Genomic DNA, 16,081 nt, shown 5'->3' with positions numbered 1-16,081 from the left:
CGGGGCGCCAGGCGACGCGGAGCGTCTCCGGGACGCCTACCCGAGCGCCGACTCGCCGCCCGGGTAGGCGAACGACGAACGGGGCGAGTAGAAACCCCACACGACCTGCAGCGGTTCGGCCGGGCGCAGCGCGTACACCGGGTGGTCGGGCTCCAGGAACTCCAGCGACTCCACCACGAAGGGGTCGACCGGCTCCGCCACGAACGGGTAGTTGCCGCTCAGCAGCCTGCCGTCGAGGCGGGTGAGGTAGCGGAGCTGCCCCCGGTTCACGGCGTCGCCGGTGCGGCCGACGCGGGCCGTCGTCCTGATGACCGGCACGCCGTCGGCCTCGGTCGTGGCGACCAGGCGGTGGCCCCGCACGTCGATCGTCGTCGTCCCGGCCGCGGCCGGGACGCCGCGGGCGGCGGCGTACGCGCGGACCGCCGGACTCGAGTTGAGGTAGTGCGTCCACCAGCGGCCGGGGGTGACGCCGTCGGGGGCGTCGACGCCGGACAGGTCCGGACCGATGTACGTGAGCGAGTACGCGCCGAAGCCGGACGTCTGCCCGTCGCCGTCGACGACGTACTGGTTCATGAAGACCTGGCGGTTCGGTGCCGGTTCGAGCCCGTCGGGCACGAGGGCCGCCACGGCCTCCGGATCGGCCGGTAGCCAGCCGAAGTAGATCATCCTGCTGTTCACGACGAGCTGCGGAGCGACGATGTCGGTCACGAGGGGGGACCCTTCCGCGCGGCTTCGGTGTGTGATCGCGACGCTACGGAGAGAGCCCACGGCAGACAACGACGGATTGCCGACACGCGAGACCGTCACGCATCTGTCCACTCCGCACGACGGAGAGTGAACCGGACCCGTCCGCCGTGCGTGCCTTCCAGTGGGTACCGGCAGGCCCACCGACCGTAACGACCCGGGCCTGCGCCCACGTTGAACAGGCAGAACACCACATCGGACCGGCGTCGTCGCAGGCCCGCAACCGGCCCCGCGGCGCAGGTCACCACTCGGGCAGGAAAGGGAGCTTGGCATGCACGCACGGATCCTCCGTACCGTCGTCCCGCGCCGCAGGACCCCCGACGTACCGCCTGGATCGCCGGGACGCCGTCCGGCACGGCCGGGTCGCTACCGGCTTCGCGCCGCCGCCGCCCTGCTGGCCGTCGCCGCGTCGGGACTCGCCGCGACCGTCCCCGGCGCGCCCGCGAACGCCGAGCCGGGCGGCCCCACCATGCTCGACCGGAAGCTGGCGGTGCGGACGGCCGCCACGGGCCTGGTGAGCCCGACGGGCATGGCGTTCCTCGGCGACGACGACCTGTTGGTGATCGAAAAGACGACCGGTCGGGTCCAGCGCGTCGTGGATGGCGCCGTCGCCGGCACACCGCTGGACCTCGCCGTCAACGCCGCCTCCGAACGGGGTCTGCTCGGGATCGCCCTGCACCCGCGCTTCCCGGCCGATCCCGGGGTCTACCTGTACTGGACGGAGAGCACGACCGGCGCGGACACCACGGTCCTCGAGGAGACCCCGCTGCTCGGCAACCGGGTCGACCGGTTCGTGTGGAACGGCAGCACCCTCACGTTCGACCGCACCCTGATCCGCATCCGCGCCACGCAGGAGGACGCCGGCCAGCCCGCGCGCGGCAACCACAACGGCGGGGTGATCAGCTTCGGCCGCGACGGGAAGCTGTACGTCTTCACCGGTGACCTCGGCCGGCGCGGCCAGCTCCAGAACCTCACCTGCGGTCCGACAGCCGTCTGCCCCGGGCCGGTCGTGCCCGACGACCAGTTCGGCGGGCCGCGGGCCGACCGCGCCCACCTCAGCGGCGTGGTGCTGCGCCTCAACGACGACGGAAGCACGCCCTGGAACAACCCGTTCTTCCGCGTCGGCGCGGCCATGGGCGGCGAGGTCGGCGCCACCGTCCAGAAGATCTACTCGTACGGCCACCGCAACGGCTTCGGCATGGCGGTCGACCCGCGCAGCGGCGACGTGTGGATGCAGGAGAACGGTGACGACAGCTTCAGCGAGATCAACCGGCTCGAACCGGGCATGAACGGCGGCTGGATCCAGATCGCCGGGCCGGTGTCGCGGATCGGCCAGTTCAAGGAGATCGAGACGACGTTCGGCGGGCAGAACCTCCAGCAGCTGCGGTGGCCGCCGTCGAACATCGCCGACAGCCCGTGGACGGCGCTCAGCCGGCTGTTCATGCTGCCCGGGGCGCACTACAGCGATCCCGAGTTCAGCTGGAAGTGGGAGGTCGCACCCGGCGGCATGGGCTTCCTCGACAGCCGGGCGCTCGGGCCGGAGTACCGGGGCGACCTGTTCCTGGGCGCCGCGACCGGTGCCCTCGAAGGCGGCTACCTCTTCCGCTTCAACCTGACCGGCAACCGCCGCCAGATCGCGGTCGATGATCCCCGGCTGCGAGACCGGGTGGCGGACAACCTGGCCAAGCACGAGATCACCGAGAGCGAGAGCCTGCTCGTCGGCCGGGACTTCGGCACCGTCACCGACATCGAGACCGCTCCGGACGGCACCCTCGCCGTCCTCTCGCTGACCAACGGCGCGGTCTACACGATCCACCGGCGCTGACGACCGACGCCCGGGGGTGACCCGCCCGCCCGACGCGGACGGGCGGGTCACCTCGTACGTCCTCGGCCCCCGGCCGTCAGGCGACGGGCGGCGCGAGCGCGGCCGTGCCCCAACCTTCGGGAACGGGAAGACCGGCCTCCCGCCGGGCCATGATCGCGGCGCCGACCTGCGCGGCCTGGGCGCCGAAGGCCGACCGCAGCACCGGGGGCGGCGGCCGCCACGCGAGGGCCCCCCGGAGGGCGTCGCGTACCGGGTCGAAGAACAGCGCGCCCGCGTCCGCGAGGCCACCGCCGAGCACGATGCGGGCCGGGTCGAGGGTCAGGGTCAGGGTGGCCAGGGCGGTCCCCAGCGCCCGCGTCGCGTCGTCCCACACGGCACGGGCCACCGGGTCGGTGGCGACCGCGTCGGCGATATCCCGGCTGTCCGCCCCCGGCGTGCCGCCCAACCGGGCGTAGCGACGGGCCAGCCCGCCGGCGGAGGCGTACACCTCCAGGCATCCCCGCTGCCCACAACTGCACGGCTCCCCGCCGGGGTAGACGGGCATGTGGCCGACCTCGCCGGCCGCGCAGGTGGCGCCGGGCACCGGCGCGCCGTGCACCACCACGGCCGCGGCGATGCCGGTGCCCAGCGGCAGCAGCAGGAAGTTGTCGAGGCCGCTGGCCGCCCCGGCCACCGCCTCGGCGACACCGGCGGCACGCGCGTCGTGCCCGACCGCCACCGGCAACCCGAGGTCGTCGGAGACGAGGGCGCGCAGCGGCACGTCGCGGAACCGGAGGTTGGCGGCGTACCGCACCACACCCGCCACCTCGTCGACGAGGCCCGGCGTGACCACGCCGATCGCGGCGGGCGTGGCGCCGAGGGCGAGTGCGTCGTCGCGCAACTGGAGACACAGTGACCGGACGGCCTTGACCGGATCGTCGTCGGCCCGCGACGGCACGGTCAGCGAATGCCGGATGTGCCCGTCGTCGCCGACCACGGCCCCCTTGATGGTCGTCCCGCCGACGTCGACGGCGAGGACGCACCGGTCTTCGGGCTGGGTCACGCGATCACCCGGTCACCACGGCGAGGTCCGCGGTGAAGTCGCGGTCGAGCGGAAACATCGGTCGCACCACGTTCCGGTACGGCAGCCGCGCGAGATCCTGGTCGACCCCGCCCGGGGTGAGCGCCAGCAACCAGTCGCCGGCGGCGTCGAACAGTTCGGGTTCGAGGTAGCCGATCTTCACCACGACGAGGTCCACCGCGTCGACCGTGACCCCCAGCCGCTCGTAGGAACTCAGCAGGCGGTACTGCATCCGGCGGGACGTCACGAAGACGCTGCATCCGCCGACCCGCACGCTCACGCACCGCCCGCCGTCGGGGTCGTCGGCGACCGCCTCCAGCGTGCCCTCCAGCGGCAGCGGACCGGGGGCCCGGGAGTCGATCCGCCCGCCGACCGTGACCCGCACCGGCGAACCGATCGGCTGGTCGGCGATCTGCGCCACGGCCTGCGGGTCGACCAGCGAGGCGAAGACGGCGCGGCGCGATCCGTCGCGGATCTCGGGCCGGGCCAGCATCCGGTCGAGGGCGAACGTGACGTCGTCGGCGCCCCCGGCCCCGGGGTTGTCACCCGAGTCGCTGATGAAGAACGGTCGCCGGGCCGGATCGGCGACCGCGGCGAGCGCCGTGTCGAGGCACTCGTCCATGGAGCCGGTCGGGGCCACGAAGGCGAACTCGTCGCGGGCGGCCCAGAAGTGGTCGCCGAGCTCGCGGGCCGCGTCGGTGGTGGCGGCGGCGTCCGTGCCCGTGACGACGACGGCGCCCTGACAGCGAGGCTGGTCGGCCCAGGCGAATCCGATCCAGATCGCCGCGTCGACGATGCCCGCCCGGGCCTCGATCTCGGGGATCCGCGCGTAGAGCCCCCGGGCGGGCTCCTCGCGGGTGCTGGTCATCTCGCCCGGTAGCAGGATCGGCACGTGGACGAGGGCCTTGTGTGGGCGTCGCTGCCGGCGCAGCGCCTCGACCAGGTTGCGGGCGGCGCGTTCCCGGGTCTCCCACACGTCGACGTGCGGGGCGGTGCGGTAGCAGGTGAGCAGGTCGCAGGCGTCGAAGAGCACCGGTGAGACGTTGCCGTGCAGGTCCATGGCGGTGGAGATGAACGGCTCCGGCCCGATCGCCGAGCGGATGGCCGTGACGAGGTCGCCCTCGGCGTCGTCGCGTCCCACGACGCTCATCGCGCCGTGGAAGTCCAGCAGCATGCCGTCCAGCGGGCCGGCGGCGGCCAGCTTCTCCACGATCTCGCCCGCCCAGGCCTCGTAGGTGGCGGGGTCGACCGCGCCGCCGGGCAGCGCCCGGGCGTGCACGAGTGGGATCCACTCGACGTCGACGGCCCAGGGCCGGGCGGGGGAGAGCCAGTCGTACCGCGCCAGGAGCGCGTCGCCGCGGGTGACCTCGAAGTCGTCGGCGGTGCTCACGTGGGGCGAGAACGTGCTGGATTCGATGTGGATGCCGCCGATGGCGATGCGGAGGGGACGGGGCACGGGTGTTGGCTCCTCAGGAGGGTCGTACGTCGGCCGTCGTGCGCAGCAGGTGCCCGAGGCCGACCAGGGCCGCATCGGGGCCCGCGACGCTGGCTTCGATGATCAGGGACTGGGTCATGGACGGTAGGCAGCGCTCGTAGAGCATCCCGCGGGTGGCGGCCACGTAGACGTCGAGGCTGGACAGTGCGCCGCCGATGACGACGGCGTCGGGGTTGAGGAAGTTGACGAGGCCGGAGAGGGCGACCCCGAGCAGTCGGCCGGCGTGGCGCACCATGGTGACCACGGTCGGGTCGGCGTCGCTGACCGCGGCCATGATGTCGCGGACGCTGGTCGCCGGCGAGCCCTGCTCGCCGAGCTGGCGGGCCAGCGCGGCGCCGCTGGCGACGGTCTCCAGGCAGCCCCGGCTGCCGCAGGAACAGACCCGCTCGCCGCTGTCGGCCACCCGTACGTGGGTGACGTCGCCGCTGAGGCCGCGGCCTCCGCGGTAGACCTGGCCGTCGCTGACCAGGCAGGCGCCGATGCCGGTACCGGCCTTCACGTAGATCATGTCGCCGGGTTCCTGGCCCCGGGTCACGTACTCGCCGATCGCCGCCGCCTTGGCGTCGTTGTCGACGACCACGGGCACCTGGAAGCGCGCGGCGAGGTGGGCGCTCGCGTCGAAGCCGCTCCAGCCGGGCATGCGGGCCGGGCCGACGAGCCGCCCGTGCGGGAACTCGACCGGGCCCGGCAGGGCGACGCCGACGCCGAGCAACGGCTGGCCGGGCGCGGTCGCCGCCTGGAGCCGCGCGAACGTCGCCGCGACGACGTCGAAGACCTCGTCGGGGCCGGCGGCGATCTCGATCGCCACCTCCTCGGTCGTCACCAACCCACCGCCGGGCGCGCACAACCCCACGCGGGCGTGCCGGCCGCCCAGCTCGGCGACGGCGAGGACGCCCTTCGTCTCGCGCAGGCGCAGGATCCGGGGACGCCGGCCGCCGGTGGAGCGGCCGACCCCCTCCTCCAGGATCACTCCCTCCTCGAGGAGCCGGCGCACCACGGCGGTGACGGTCGAGGGGGCGACCTGCAGCGCCTCGACGAGGTCGGCGCGCGAGGTCGCCGCACCGCTGCCCAACAGGTCGAGGGTCTGGTCACGCAGAGTGGCGGAGATCGATGGTTCCACGTTGCCTCTCCTCGGTCGGGCGGTCCTCCGGCGCCGCCTCAGTGTGTCGCAGCGCCGAGGGCGGTGCGTTCCGGAGTCCGCGCGAAGAGTATCGGTCGATACTTCGCCGACTTCGAGCGTACCCCGACCTAAGTTGCCGAATAAAGAGGGAAATTTTCGTTGACTCGGTACTTCGGCGCGGATACATTCTCCGCGTCGAACGTCGAGGAGCAGCACAGGGCGGCTGGACACATGGCGCCGCCGCCGGCGCCCGGCGACGCGGGGCACGTGCAATCAATCGAGGAGACTCATGAGGAGCAGATTTCCCGGGCGCGCCCTCCGCGGCGCGGTGGCGGTGGTAGGCGCGATCGCCCTCGGGGCGGGCCTGGTCGCCTGCGGTGGCGACAGCGGTTCGTCGAAGAGCGGCGGCAGCGAGGGCAAGGACACCGCGACCGTCGCCTTCCGCACCCCCAACTGGATCCTGCCGATCTCGGCACCCGGGTTCACCCAGGGCGAGAACGCCATCTTCGGCCAGGCGCTCTACCGGTCCCTGTACCAGTACAAGCTGGACGGCACGGCGCAGTACAACATCGACCCGCAGCGCTCGATGGCCGAGCCGCCCGTGCTGAGCAACGGTGGCAAGACGCTGACCATCACCCTGAAGGACAACACCTGGTCCGACGGCAAGCCCGTCACCACCAAGGACATCCAGTTCTGGTACGACCTCGTCACCGCGAACAAGGACAAGTGGGCGTCCTACCGGGCCGGCGGCTTCCCGGACAACATCGCCGAGTGGTCGGTCAAGGACGAGAAGACCTTCTCGATCACCACGACGAAGGCGTACAACACCGCCTGGTTCGTCGACAACCAGCTCAACCGCATCACCCCCATGCCGCAGCACGCCTGGGACAAGGACTCCGCGGGCGCGGCCGTCGGCAACCTGGCCAGCACGCCCGAGGGCGCCAGGAAGGTCTTCGACTTCCTGACCGCCGCCTCCAAGGACCTCAAGACGTACGCCTCCAACGAGCTGTGGAAGGTCACCAGCGGTCCGTGGAAGCTCGACAAGTACGTGCCGAGTGGCGAGGTCACCCTCACCGCCCAGCCGAACTACTCCGGCGTGGACAAGCCGAAGCTGGCCAAGATCGTCCTCCGGCCGTTCACCGGTGACGACGCCGAGTTCAACGTGCTGCGCGCCGGTGACATCGACTACGGGTACGTCCCCGCGGCCAACCTCTCCCAGGAGAGCTACCTCAAGTCCAAGGGCTACACGGTCTCCCCGTGGTACGGCTGGTCCGTCACCTACCTCCAGCTGAACTTCAACAACCCGAAGACCGGGGTCCTGTTCAAGCAGCCCTACCTCCGGCAGTCGCTGCAGATGCTCATCGACCAGCCGACCATCAGCAAGGTGATCTGGTCCGGCACGGCCGCGCCGACCTGCGGCCCGGTCCCGGCGAAGCCGGGCACCAACGGCACCGACGCCGCGGGCTGCGTCTACTCCTTCGACCCCGCCAAGGCCAAGGAGCTGCTGGAGAGCCACGGCTGGAAGGTGACCCCGGACGGGCAGACCACCTGCCAGACGCCGGGCACCGGGCCGAACCAGTGCGGCGAGGGCATCGCCGCCGGGACCCCGCTGACCTTCACGGTGACCAGCCAGACCGGCTTCGCCGCCACCACGAAGATGTTCGCCGAGATCAAGTCGCAGATGGCCAAGCTCGGCATCCAGCTGACCATCAAGGAGGTGCCCGACTCCGTCGCGGTCACCCCGGCCTGCAAGCCGACCGAGGCGACCTGCTCGTGGGACATGTCCTTCTTCGGGTCGCAGGGCAGCTGGTACTACCCGGCCTTCGCCAGCGGCGAGCGGCTCTTCGCCACCGGCGCCCCGGTGAACCTGGGCAGCTACAGCAACCCGGAGGCCGACCAGCTCATCGAGGCCACGCAGTTCTCCGGCGACGAGAGCGCGCTCAAGGCGTACAACGACTTCCTCGCCAAGGACCTGCCGGTGCTCTGGATGCCGAACCCGGTCTTCCAGGTCTCCGCGTACCGCTCCGGCCTCCAGGGAGTCGAGCCGCAGGACCCGATGAACTTCATGTACTTCCAGGACTGGTCCTGGAAGTGACCGATCACTGATCGTCCCGGCCCCGGCGGCGCGTACCGCGCCGCCGGGGCCCCGACCGGGGAGGAGGAACGGCCCACGTGGTCCGGTACCTCATCACGCGCCTGGGACAGGCCCTCGTCGTCGTCGTGCTCGTCACGGTGATCGCGTTCCTCATCCTGCACCTGCTGCCCGGGGGCGCCGCGCGGGCCACCCTCGGCAAGGAGGCCACGCTGGAGCAGTTGGCGGCGTTCAACCACGACATGGGGTACGACCGGCCCTGGTTCCAGCAGTACGTCATGTACGTGCAGCGGCTGCTGCACGGCGACCTCGGCTACTCGTACCAGCTCAACCAGTCGGTCGTCGAGGCGATCAGCCAGCGGCTGCCGAAGACGATGGTGCTCTCGCTGCTGTCGACCCTGCTGGCCATCGTGCTGGCGATCCCGCTCGGCGTCATCCAGGCGGTACGCCGCAACCGCTGGCCCGACTACGCCATCACCTCGCTGTCGCTGCTGGCGTACGCCACGCCCATCTTCTTCATGGGCCTCATGATGATCATCCTCTTCTCGCAGGTGTGGCCGGTCCTGCCACCGGAGGCGCCGCAGGGGTTCACGGTCGCGGAGGTGCTCGCCGACCCCGCCGGGCTGGTGCTCCCCACCGTCACGCTCGCCATCGTCACCATCGCGGTCTACTCCCGCTACGTCCGCTCCACGATGGTCGACAACCTCAACGAGAACTACGTACGCACCGCCCGCAGCAAGGGCCTCTCGGAGCGGCGGGTCGTGCTGCGGCACACGCTGCGCAACGGGTTGTTCCCCGTCATCACGCTGCTCGGCATGTACCTGCCCGCCCTGTTCAGCGGGGCGCTGGTCGTCGAGTCACTGTTCAACTTCCCCGGCATGGGGCAGCTGTTCTGGCAGGCGGCGCTCAAGCGTGACTTCCCGATCCTGCTCGGGGTCACGGTCATCATCTCGATCGCGACGGTCGTCGGCGCGCTCCTCGCCGACCTGCTCTACGCCGCCGTCGATCCCCGGGTCCGACTCCGCGGGAGCGCGTCATGACCACACTCTCCGAGGCGGTCCGTCCCGGCGCCGTCCCCGACCAGCCCGCCGACGCGTCCGAGGCGCCGGTGCGCGGCCTCTGGCGGCAGGGCGTGGTCGTCTTCTGCGAGAACCGGCTCGCCCTCGTGGGCCTGGGCCTGTTCGTCCTGCTGGCCGGCGTCTGTTTCCTCGGCCCGCTCTTCTACCACACCGACCAGGTGCACACGGACCTCCAGGCCGTCCACCTGGCGCCCGGCGAGAAGGGACACCCGCTCGGCACCGACGGGGTCGGCTACGACCAGTTGGGTCGGCTCATGCTCGGCGGCCAGACCTCGATCATCGTCGGGCTCGCGGCCGGCATCCTCGCCACGGCCGTCGGCACGCTCTGGGGCGCCGTCGCCGGGTTCGTCGGCGGGTGGGTGGACTCGGCGATGATGCGGGTCGTCGACGCGATGATGTCGATCCCCTCGCTGTTCCTCTTCATGCTGCTCGCCGCCATCGTGACGCCGAGCGTGCCGATGCTCATCGTCATCATCGGCGCCTTCGCGTGGCTGGGGCCGGCCCGGCTGGTCCGGGGCGAGGCCCTGACGCTGCGCTCGCGCGAGTACGTGCAGGCCATGCGCGGGATGGGCGGCACGGGCAGCCGCGCGGTGCGCCGGCACATCGTGCCGAACGCGATCGGCACCGTGATCGTCAACGCGACGTTCCAGGTCGCCGACGCGATCCTCTACGTCGCGTACCTGTCCTTCCTCGGCCTCGGCGTTCCCCCGCCGGCGGCGAACTGGGGCGGGATGCTCTCCGACGGCCTCGCCGACACCTACAGCGGCCACTGGTGGCTGCTGTACCCGCCTGGAATCGCCATCATCCTCATCGTCCTCGCCTTCAACTTCATCGGCGACGGGCTGAGGGACGCCTTCGAGGTCCGCCTCCGGCGGCGTTGAGCAGGAGCAGAGAATGAGCGAATCGACCGTCCGACACGAGCCGGCAGCCGGCGAGCCGGCAGTGGTCCAGCCCCTGCTGGAACTGCGCGACCTCGACACCGACATCGCGCTGCGCCGCGGCACCGTGCACGCCCTCGACGGCGTCAGCTTCGAGGTCATGCCGGGGGAGACCCTCGGCATCGTGGGCGAGTCGGGCAGCGGCAAGACCATGACGGCACTGTCGATCATGGGATTGCTGCCGCACGGCGGCCGGGTGACCGGCGGGCAGATCCTCTTCGAGGGCCGCGACCTGCGATCCCTGCCGGCCGACGAGGTACGCCGGATCCGCGGCGTCCGGATGGGCATGGTCTTCCAGGACCCGCTCACCTCGCTCAACCCCACCATGCGGATCGGCGTCCAGGTCGCCGAACCGCTCCGGGTGCACCAGGGAGTCGGCCGGGCGGAGGCCCGGGAGCGGGCCATCGACATCCTGCGCCGCGTCGGCATGCCGCGCCCCGACCGGATCGTCGACAACTACCCGCACGAGCTGTCCGGCGGCATGCGGCAACGCGTCGCCATCGCCATGGCCCTGGTCTGCTCCCCGCGCCTGCTCATCGCCGACGAGCCGACCACCGCCCTCGACGTCACCACGCAGCGGCAGATCCTCGAACTGATCGACGACCTGCGGGAAGAGTTCGGGATGGCCGTCATCCTGGTCACCCACGACCTCGGGGTGATCGCCGGCCGCGCCGACCGGGTCGCCGTCATGTACGCCGGTCGGGTGGTGGAGACCGCCGCGACCGCGACCCTGTTCCGCACACCCCGGCACCGCTACACCGAGGCGCTGATGGAGGCGCTGCCCGAGTCGGCGATCCGGGAGGGCGGCGAGAACGCCCGGCTCTACAGCATCCCCGGCCTGCCGCCGGACCTGTCCCGGCCGCTGACCGGCTGCCGGTTCGCGCCGCGCTGCCGCCACGTCACCGACGAGTGCCGGACCACCGACGTCGCCCTGTCGGCGGGGTCGCACCAGTACGCGTGCCTGCACCCCGTGCCCGCGGCGTCCGCCGCGCCGGTCGCCCTGCCGGCCCCGGTACGCGTCGAGGCGACGCCGGAGCCGGCCCAACCGACGGCCGCGCCGGACGAACCGGCCGGTACGCCGGTCCTGTCGGTGCGGTCGCTGGTCAAGAACTACGCGGCGCACGGCCGTGGGGTGCTGCGCCGCGGCGCCGGGCAGGTGAGCGCCGTGGCGGACGTGTCGTTCGACGTCGGCCCGGGGGAGACCTTCGGGCTGGTCGGCGAGTCGGGCTGCGGCAAGTCCACCGTGGGACGGCTGGCCGTCGGGCTGGAACGCCCGACCGCCGGGCAGATCCTGGTCGACGGCACCGACCTCGCCAGCCTGACCGGGCGGGAACGCCGCCGGATGCACCGGCAGGTCCAGCTGATGTTCCAGGACAGCTACGCCGCCATGAACCCGCGGATGCGCGTCGACGCGATCCTCGCCGAACCGCTGGAGATCCAGAAGGTGGGCGACGGGGCGGCGCGCCGGGCCCGCGTCGCCAGCCTCCTCGACCAGGTCGGCCTGTCGCGGCGGGTCCTCGAACGCTACCCCCACGAGTTCTCCGGCGGCCAGTTGCAGCGCATCGGTCTGGCCCGGTCGCTGGCCCTGCAACCGCGGCTCATCGTCGGTGACGAGCCGGTCAGCGCATTGGACGTGTCGATCCAGGCGCAGGTACTCAACCTCATGCGGGACCTCCAGCGCGAGCTCGGCCTCGCGTACGTCTTCATCAGCCACGACCTGTCCGTCGTCGACTACATGGCGGACCGGATCGGCGTCATGTACCTCGGCAAGCTCGTCGAGGTCGGACCCGCCCGGGACGTGGTCCGGGCCGCCCGGCACCCGTACACGCAGGCGCTCATCGACGCCGTCCCCTCGGTCACGCCCAGCGCCGCGACCGCCCGCGACGGCGTCACCATCCGCGGCGAGCTGCCCAGCGCGCTGAACCCGCCCACCGGCTGCCGGTTCCGGACCCGCTGCCCCCTCGCCCAGGAGATCTGCGAGACCGAGCCGCCGCTGGCCGGCGACCGGCACCAGGTGGCCTGCCACTTCCCGCTGCGCCCCGAGTCGAGCGGGACGCCCGTCGAGGCCGGGACGGCGGCATGACCACCGTCGAGATCTGCGTGAGCGACGTGCCCACCGCGCTGGTGGCGGAGGCGGCCGGGGCGGACCGGCTGGAACTCTGCGCCGACCTCGGTCAGGGCGGCACCACCCCCAGCCTCGGCACCGTCGAGGTGGCGTTGCGGACGCTGCGCCGGGTGGGGGTGCGGGTGATGGTCCGCCCCCGCGGCGGGGACTTCCGGGTGAGCGAGGTCGAGGAGCAGGTCATGCTCGCCGACATCGAGGCCGTCCGCGCCCTGCCCAACCCGCACGGTCTCGCGGTCGGGGTGGTCGTCGGGGCGGTCGCCGACGGCGGCGGCCTCGACCTGCCCGTGCTGCGTCGCCTCGTCGAGGCGGCCGGACCCCTGCCAGTGACCGTGCACAAGGCCTTCGACGAGGTCGACGACCAGATCGCCGCCCTTGAGGCGATCATCGACCTCGGAGCCGACGCGGTCCTCACCTCGGGGGCGGCGCCCACCGCGCTGGCCGGCGCCGAGCGCATCGCCACGCTGCGGCGGCGCGCCGGCGACCGGTTGCGGATCATCGCGGGCGGCGGCATCCGGTCGCACAACGTCCGGCAGGTGCTCGCGGAGACCGGGGCGCGGGAGGTGCACCTGCGGGCGCCGGTGCAGCGCGACGGGCGCGAGGCGACCGACGGCGACGAGGTACGCCGGGTCGTCACCGCCGCGCACGGCGACTGACGCAGGCGTGGCCGGTGGCGCCGGCCGACGCGACACACCACGGGCGGTCCCGGCGGCGTCGCGGCGGTACGGGCGTGGGTTGTGGGCCTGTGCGAGGATCGTCGGCGTAGTGCGATCCGCTCGTCTGCCGGCGTGCCCCGCGGATGCCGCTGGCGGCGTCGAGGCAGCACGGGCCGTACCTTCTGGGAGGGCGCGATGCCTCGCTCCGCGGTCCGGACCTTCGCCGAGCTGAACGCCGTACGCCCGCCCGAGGAGCCGATGCCGGTCATGGGCAAGGCCGTCGTGGTGGGCGGCAGCGTGGCCGGGCTGCTGGCCGCGAGGGTGCTCTCCGACCACGCGGAGAGCGTCGTGATCGTCGACCGGGACGACCTGGACGCGCCGGGTTCGAGGCCGGGAGTGCCGCAGGGGACGCAGCTGCACGCGCTGCTGCCCGGCGGTTTCCTGCAGCTCGAGCGGCTGTTTCCCGGCTTCCGCGAGCAGGCGGTGGCGCAGGGCGCGATCGAGTCACCGCCGCCGAGCCGGCGCAACTACCTCGACGGTCGCGCGAAGGTGCTCGTGCCCGACGACGCCGACAGCCTGACCGGCAGCCGGCCGCTTCTGGAAGGGCTGATCCGCCAGGCCGTGCTGCGCCTGCCAAACGTCAAGACCGTGACCGCCCGCGCCACCGGCCTCGTGTTCGACGGTGCGCTGACCACCGGCGTCAGCTACGAGGCCGGTGGCGCGTCGGGCGTCGAGACGGCGGACTTCGTGGTGGACGCCATGGGCCGGTCGAGCCGGCTCTCCGAGTGGCTCGACCGGGCGGGCTGGGACCGGCCCGTCATCCGGCGGATGACGGTCGGGCTCAACTACGCCACCGCGCTGTTCCGGCGTCACGAGCCGGACCCGGAGCTCACGATCGTCCTCGCACTGCACAGCCCGAGCAGGGGCGCCGACGTGGCCGGCGCGGCGTACTTCGCCGTGGAGGACGGCCGGTGGATGGCCATGATGGCCGGCTACGGCGACAACCGGCCGGGCCACACGGCGGACGACTTCGTGCGCCGGATGCGCGAGCAGTTCCCGCCGGAGTTCGGCGCGGTGGCCGGCAACGAGATGCTCGGCGACGTCCAGACGTACCGGCACGCCGACAGCCGGCGGCGGGACTTCCACGCGCTCGCGCGCTTCCCGGCCGGGCTCGTGAGCGTGGGTGACGCGGTCGCCTCGTTCAACCCGGTCTACGGGCAGGGGATGACGGCCGCCGCCCTGCACGCGGCCGCCCTCGCGACGTACCTGCGCTCCGGCCCGGCCCTGACGGCGCCTGCGCGCGAGTTCTTCGCGCTCCAGAAGGTGGTGGTGGACGCGGCCTGGTCGATGTCGACGTCCGCGGACCTGGCGCTGCCACACGTGGACGGTCCCTACCCGCGCGGGTACCGGTTCTCGAGCTGGGCCAGCAACCAGATCGTCCGGGCGACGGTCACGGATGTCGCGATCGCGCGCCGGTTCAACCAGGTCGTGTCGATGCGCGAGCACCCGAAGTCGCTGGCCACGCCCGGCGTGGTCCTGCGCGCCCTGCGGGTCAACCGACGCGCCCACTGAGGCGGCGACGACACCACGGCGGCGCCGGTCGTCAAGCCGAGCCCACGAACTGGCTCACGTGGTACGCGGTGCTGCGGCCGTCGGGCGTCCTGGTCCACTTCGAGACCATCAGGTGGAGGTCGTTGGCGCGGCGGCTGGACCACGGGTGGATGAAGCCGCCGTAGAGCCCGGGCTCCTGCCACGGGGTGACCTGGATCTTCTCGGGCGTCCAGACCTGGTCCGGGCCGGCGGCCGTGCGGGTCACGATGCATCCCGTGGCGCCGTTGAGGTAGGACATCACCCAGGTGCCGTCGGCGAGCCGACGCACCGAGGGTTCGCCGAAGCGGCCAGTGAGGATCGGTGTGCAGGGCCGACCCCATCCCCAGGTGCTGCCGTTCCAGCCCCAGCCCTCGTACGACTCGGGGTAGAACAGCCGGTCCCATCGCACGCGGCGCAGCATCATCGGCCCGTCCTGCCGGCCGGAGCGGACGGAGAACACGTACACCCAGTCGCCGTCGCGTTGCATCGTCCACATCTGGAACGGGTCGGTGTTGGCCCCGTCGTTCCACCACTTCAGCGGGGTGCGGACGAAGTCGTTGCCGTTGTCGCTGTACGCCAGCCCGGCGTACCGGGACTTCCAGTGCGGGCCGGCCGGGCCGGCGGAGTTCCAGTTCTCGATGCTCATGTAGGAGATGAGCTGGCGGCCCGTCTCGGGGAAGCTGATGCCGTCGTTGGGGATGACGGTCACCTCCCAGAGGCCGTCGATGCCGATCCCGTTGTGGCCGTTGTGCATCAGTTCCGGCGCCCGGCCGTTGCCAGCGACCCGGGCCGCGCTGTCGAAGACCACGCCGCCGGAGGCGCCGGGGTGGATGTTCGAGCGCAGCATCACCGGTGAGCGCCAGTCGTTGGGCAGCGGCGGGCCCTCCGGCCACGGCGTGTCGAAGGTGTCGCCGAACAGGTAGCCGATCGAGCCGTTCTCCAGCACGTACGGGATGCCGAGGTCGGTGCCGGCGACCCGCCAGCGCTGGTTGGTGTCCAGGTCGGCGCCGGTCAGGCGCTTGCGCCAGACGGCGGCCTGCGCCCGCGCGGGCGCCAGGTGCGGGGCGAGTGTCGCCGCTACGCCGGCGGCGGCGACCGAACCGAGGAACAACCGGCGGTTGAGGCTCATGTCTCGTCCTTGTCCGGCGACGGGGCGATCGAGGGAAATCGATTGATGGGCATGCTGGAACCTACGACCGCCCGTCCGCCCGGTCAAGGCTTCGCGCCGCCGCGTCCCGTCGTCCGGCCGTCTTGACATCGACGATGTTAACGATAACGTGGTCTAGCGCCGGCTCACTCACTTGGCACCGTCCACCCCGCAGGCGACGGCCATGCGCACGTTCACAAACGCTGCCTCGCC

12 protein-coding genes are annotated in these 16,081 nt (G+C 72.3%); 7 read left to right on the top strand and 5 right to left on the bottom strand.

Features of this window, described 5'->3' with window-relative positions:
• Positions 1–36: 36 nt before the first annotated feature.
• On the bottom strand, positions 37–708 hold the full coding sequence (locus D7193_RS24090; protein WP_241563354.1) for a hypothetical protein: 672 nt from the start codon (positions 706–708) through the stop codon (positions 37–39).
• Positions 709–1,015: 307 nt separating this feature from the next.
• Between D7193_RS24090 and D7193_RS24085 the strand changes: the two genes are divergently transcribed.
• Positions 1,016–2,569, top strand: coding sequence for a PQQ-dependent sugar dehydrogenase (locus D7193_RS24085; protein WP_120781799.1), 1,554 nt, complete (start codon positions 1,016–1,018; stop codon positions 2,567–2,569).
• Between the two features lie 76 nt (positions 2,570–2,645).
• Here D7193_RS24085 and D7193_RS24080 read toward each other — a convergent pair whose 3' ends face one another.
• The 3 genes from D7193_RS24080 to D7193_RS24070 are packed head-to-tail and all read right to left on the bottom strand — an operon-like array spanning position 2,646 to position 6,244.
• On the bottom strand, positions 2,646–3,611 hold the full coding sequence (locus D7193_RS24080) for an ROK family protein (protein WP_120781798.1): 966 nt from the start codon (positions 3,609–3,611) through the stop codon (positions 2,646–2,648).
• 4 nt (positions 3,612–3,615) lie between these two features.
• On the bottom strand, positions 3,616–5,085 hold the full coding sequence (locus D7193_RS24075; RefSeq protein WP_120781797.1) for a M81 family metallopeptidase: 1,470 nt from the start codon (positions 5,083–5,085) through the stop codon (positions 3,616–3,618).
• A gap of 13 nt (positions 5,086–5,098) precedes the next feature.
• Entirely contained in the window at positions 5,099–6,244 is a 1,146-nt protein-coding gene (locus D7193_RS24070) for an ROK family transcriptional regulator (protein WP_120781796.1), read from the bottom strand.
• A gap of 289 nt (positions 6,245–6,533) precedes the next feature.
• Here D7193_RS24070 and D7193_RS24065 point away from each other — a divergent pair, with 289 nt between their 5' ends.
• From D7193_RS24065 to D7193_RS24040, 6 genes are all read left to right on the top strand, one after another.
• Positions 6,534–8,339, top strand: a complete 1,806-nt coding sequence (locus tag D7193_RS24065) for a peptide ABC transporter substrate-binding protein (RefSeq protein WP_120781795.1) — start codon at positions 6,534–6,536, stop codon at positions 8,337–8,339.
• A 77-nt stretch (positions 8,340–8,416) separates the two neighbouring features.
• A complete protein-coding gene (locus D7193_RS24060) occupies positions 8,417–9,376 on the top strand; it encodes an ABC transporter permease (RefSeq protein ID WP_120781794.1) in 960 nt (319 codons plus the stop codon).
• On the top strand, positions 9,373–10,296 hold the full coding sequence (locus D7193_RS24055) for an ABC transporter permease (protein ID WP_120781793.1): 924 nt from the start codon (positions 9,373–9,375) through the stop codon (positions 10,294–10,296). The genes D7193_RS24060 and D7193_RS24055 overlap by 4 nt, the downstream gene beginning before the upstream one ends.
• A 13-nt stretch (positions 10,297–10,309) precedes the next feature.
• Positions 10,310–12,436: an ABC transporter ATP-binding protein gene (locus D7193_RS24050; RefSeq protein WP_120781792.1), complete on the top strand. Its 2,127-nt coding sequence runs from the start codon at positions 10,310–10,312 to the stop codon at positions 12,434–12,436.
• Positions 12,433–13,131: a copper homeostasis protein CutC gene (locus D7193_RS24045; RefSeq protein ID WP_120781791.1), complete on the top strand. Its 699-nt coding sequence runs from the start codon at positions 12,433–12,435 to the stop codon at positions 13,129–13,131. The genes D7193_RS24050 and D7193_RS24045 overlap by 4 nt, the downstream gene beginning before the upstream one ends.
• 195 nt (positions 13,132–13,326) lie before the next feature.
• Entirely contained in the window at positions 13,327–14,703 is a 1,377-nt protein-coding gene (locus D7193_RS24040; RefSeq protein ID WP_174242714.1) for an FAD-dependent oxidoreductase, read from the top strand.
• A gap of 31 nt (positions 14,704–14,734) precedes the next feature.
• On the opposite strand, the gene D7193_RS24035 is transcribed toward D7193_RS24040, so the two are convergent.
• Complete coding sequence (locus D7193_RS24035) at positions 14,735–15,850, bottom strand: DUF4185 domain-containing protein (protein WP_120781790.1); 1,116 nt, start codon at positions 15,848–15,850, stop codon at positions 14,735–14,737.
• Positions 15,851–16,081: the final 231 nt, after the last annotated feature.

Origin of the sequence: Micromonospora costi, from assembly GCF_003626655.1 — a bacterium.
Lineage (GTDB): Bacteria > Actinomycetota > Actinomycetes > Mycobacteriales > Micromonosporaceae > Micromonospora > Micromonospora costi.
Note: the sequence above shows the minus strand (reverse complement) of the source record. Positions and strands in the feature narration are given on the sequence as shown.

What these genes read in the sequence shown, in the direction of transcription:
- D7193_RS24085 (WP_120781799.1), top strand. Translation starts at nt 1,016, where the DNA reads ATGCACGCACGGATCCTCCGTACCGTCGTCCCGCGCCGCAGGACCCCC.
- D7193_RS24065 (WP_120781795.1), top strand. Translation starts at nt 6,534, where the DNA reads ATGAGGAGCAGATTTCCCGGGCGCGCCCTCCGCGGCGCGGTGGCGGTG.
- D7193_RS24055 (WP_120781793.1), top strand. Translation starts at nt 9,373, where the DNA reads ATGACCACACTCTCCGAGGCGGTCCGTCCCGGCGCCGTCCCCGACCAG.
- D7193_RS24050 (WP_120781792.1), top strand. Translation starts at nt 10,310, where the DNA reads ATGAGCGAATCGACCGTCCGACACGAGCCGGCAGCCGGCGAGCCGGCA.
- D7193_RS24045 (WP_120781791.1), top strand. Translation starts at nt 12,433, where the DNA reads ATGACCACCGTCGAGATCTGCGTGAGCGACGTGCCCACCGCGCTGGTG.
- D7193_RS24040 (WP_174242714.1), top strand. Translation starts at nt 13,327, where the DNA reads ATGCCTCGCTCCGCGGTCCGGACCTTCGCCGAGCTGAACGCCGTACGC.
- D7193_RS24035 (WP_120781790.1), bottom strand. Translation starts at nt 15,850, where the DNA reads ATGAGCCTCAACCGCCGGTTGTTCCTCGGTTCGGTCGCCGCCGCCGGC.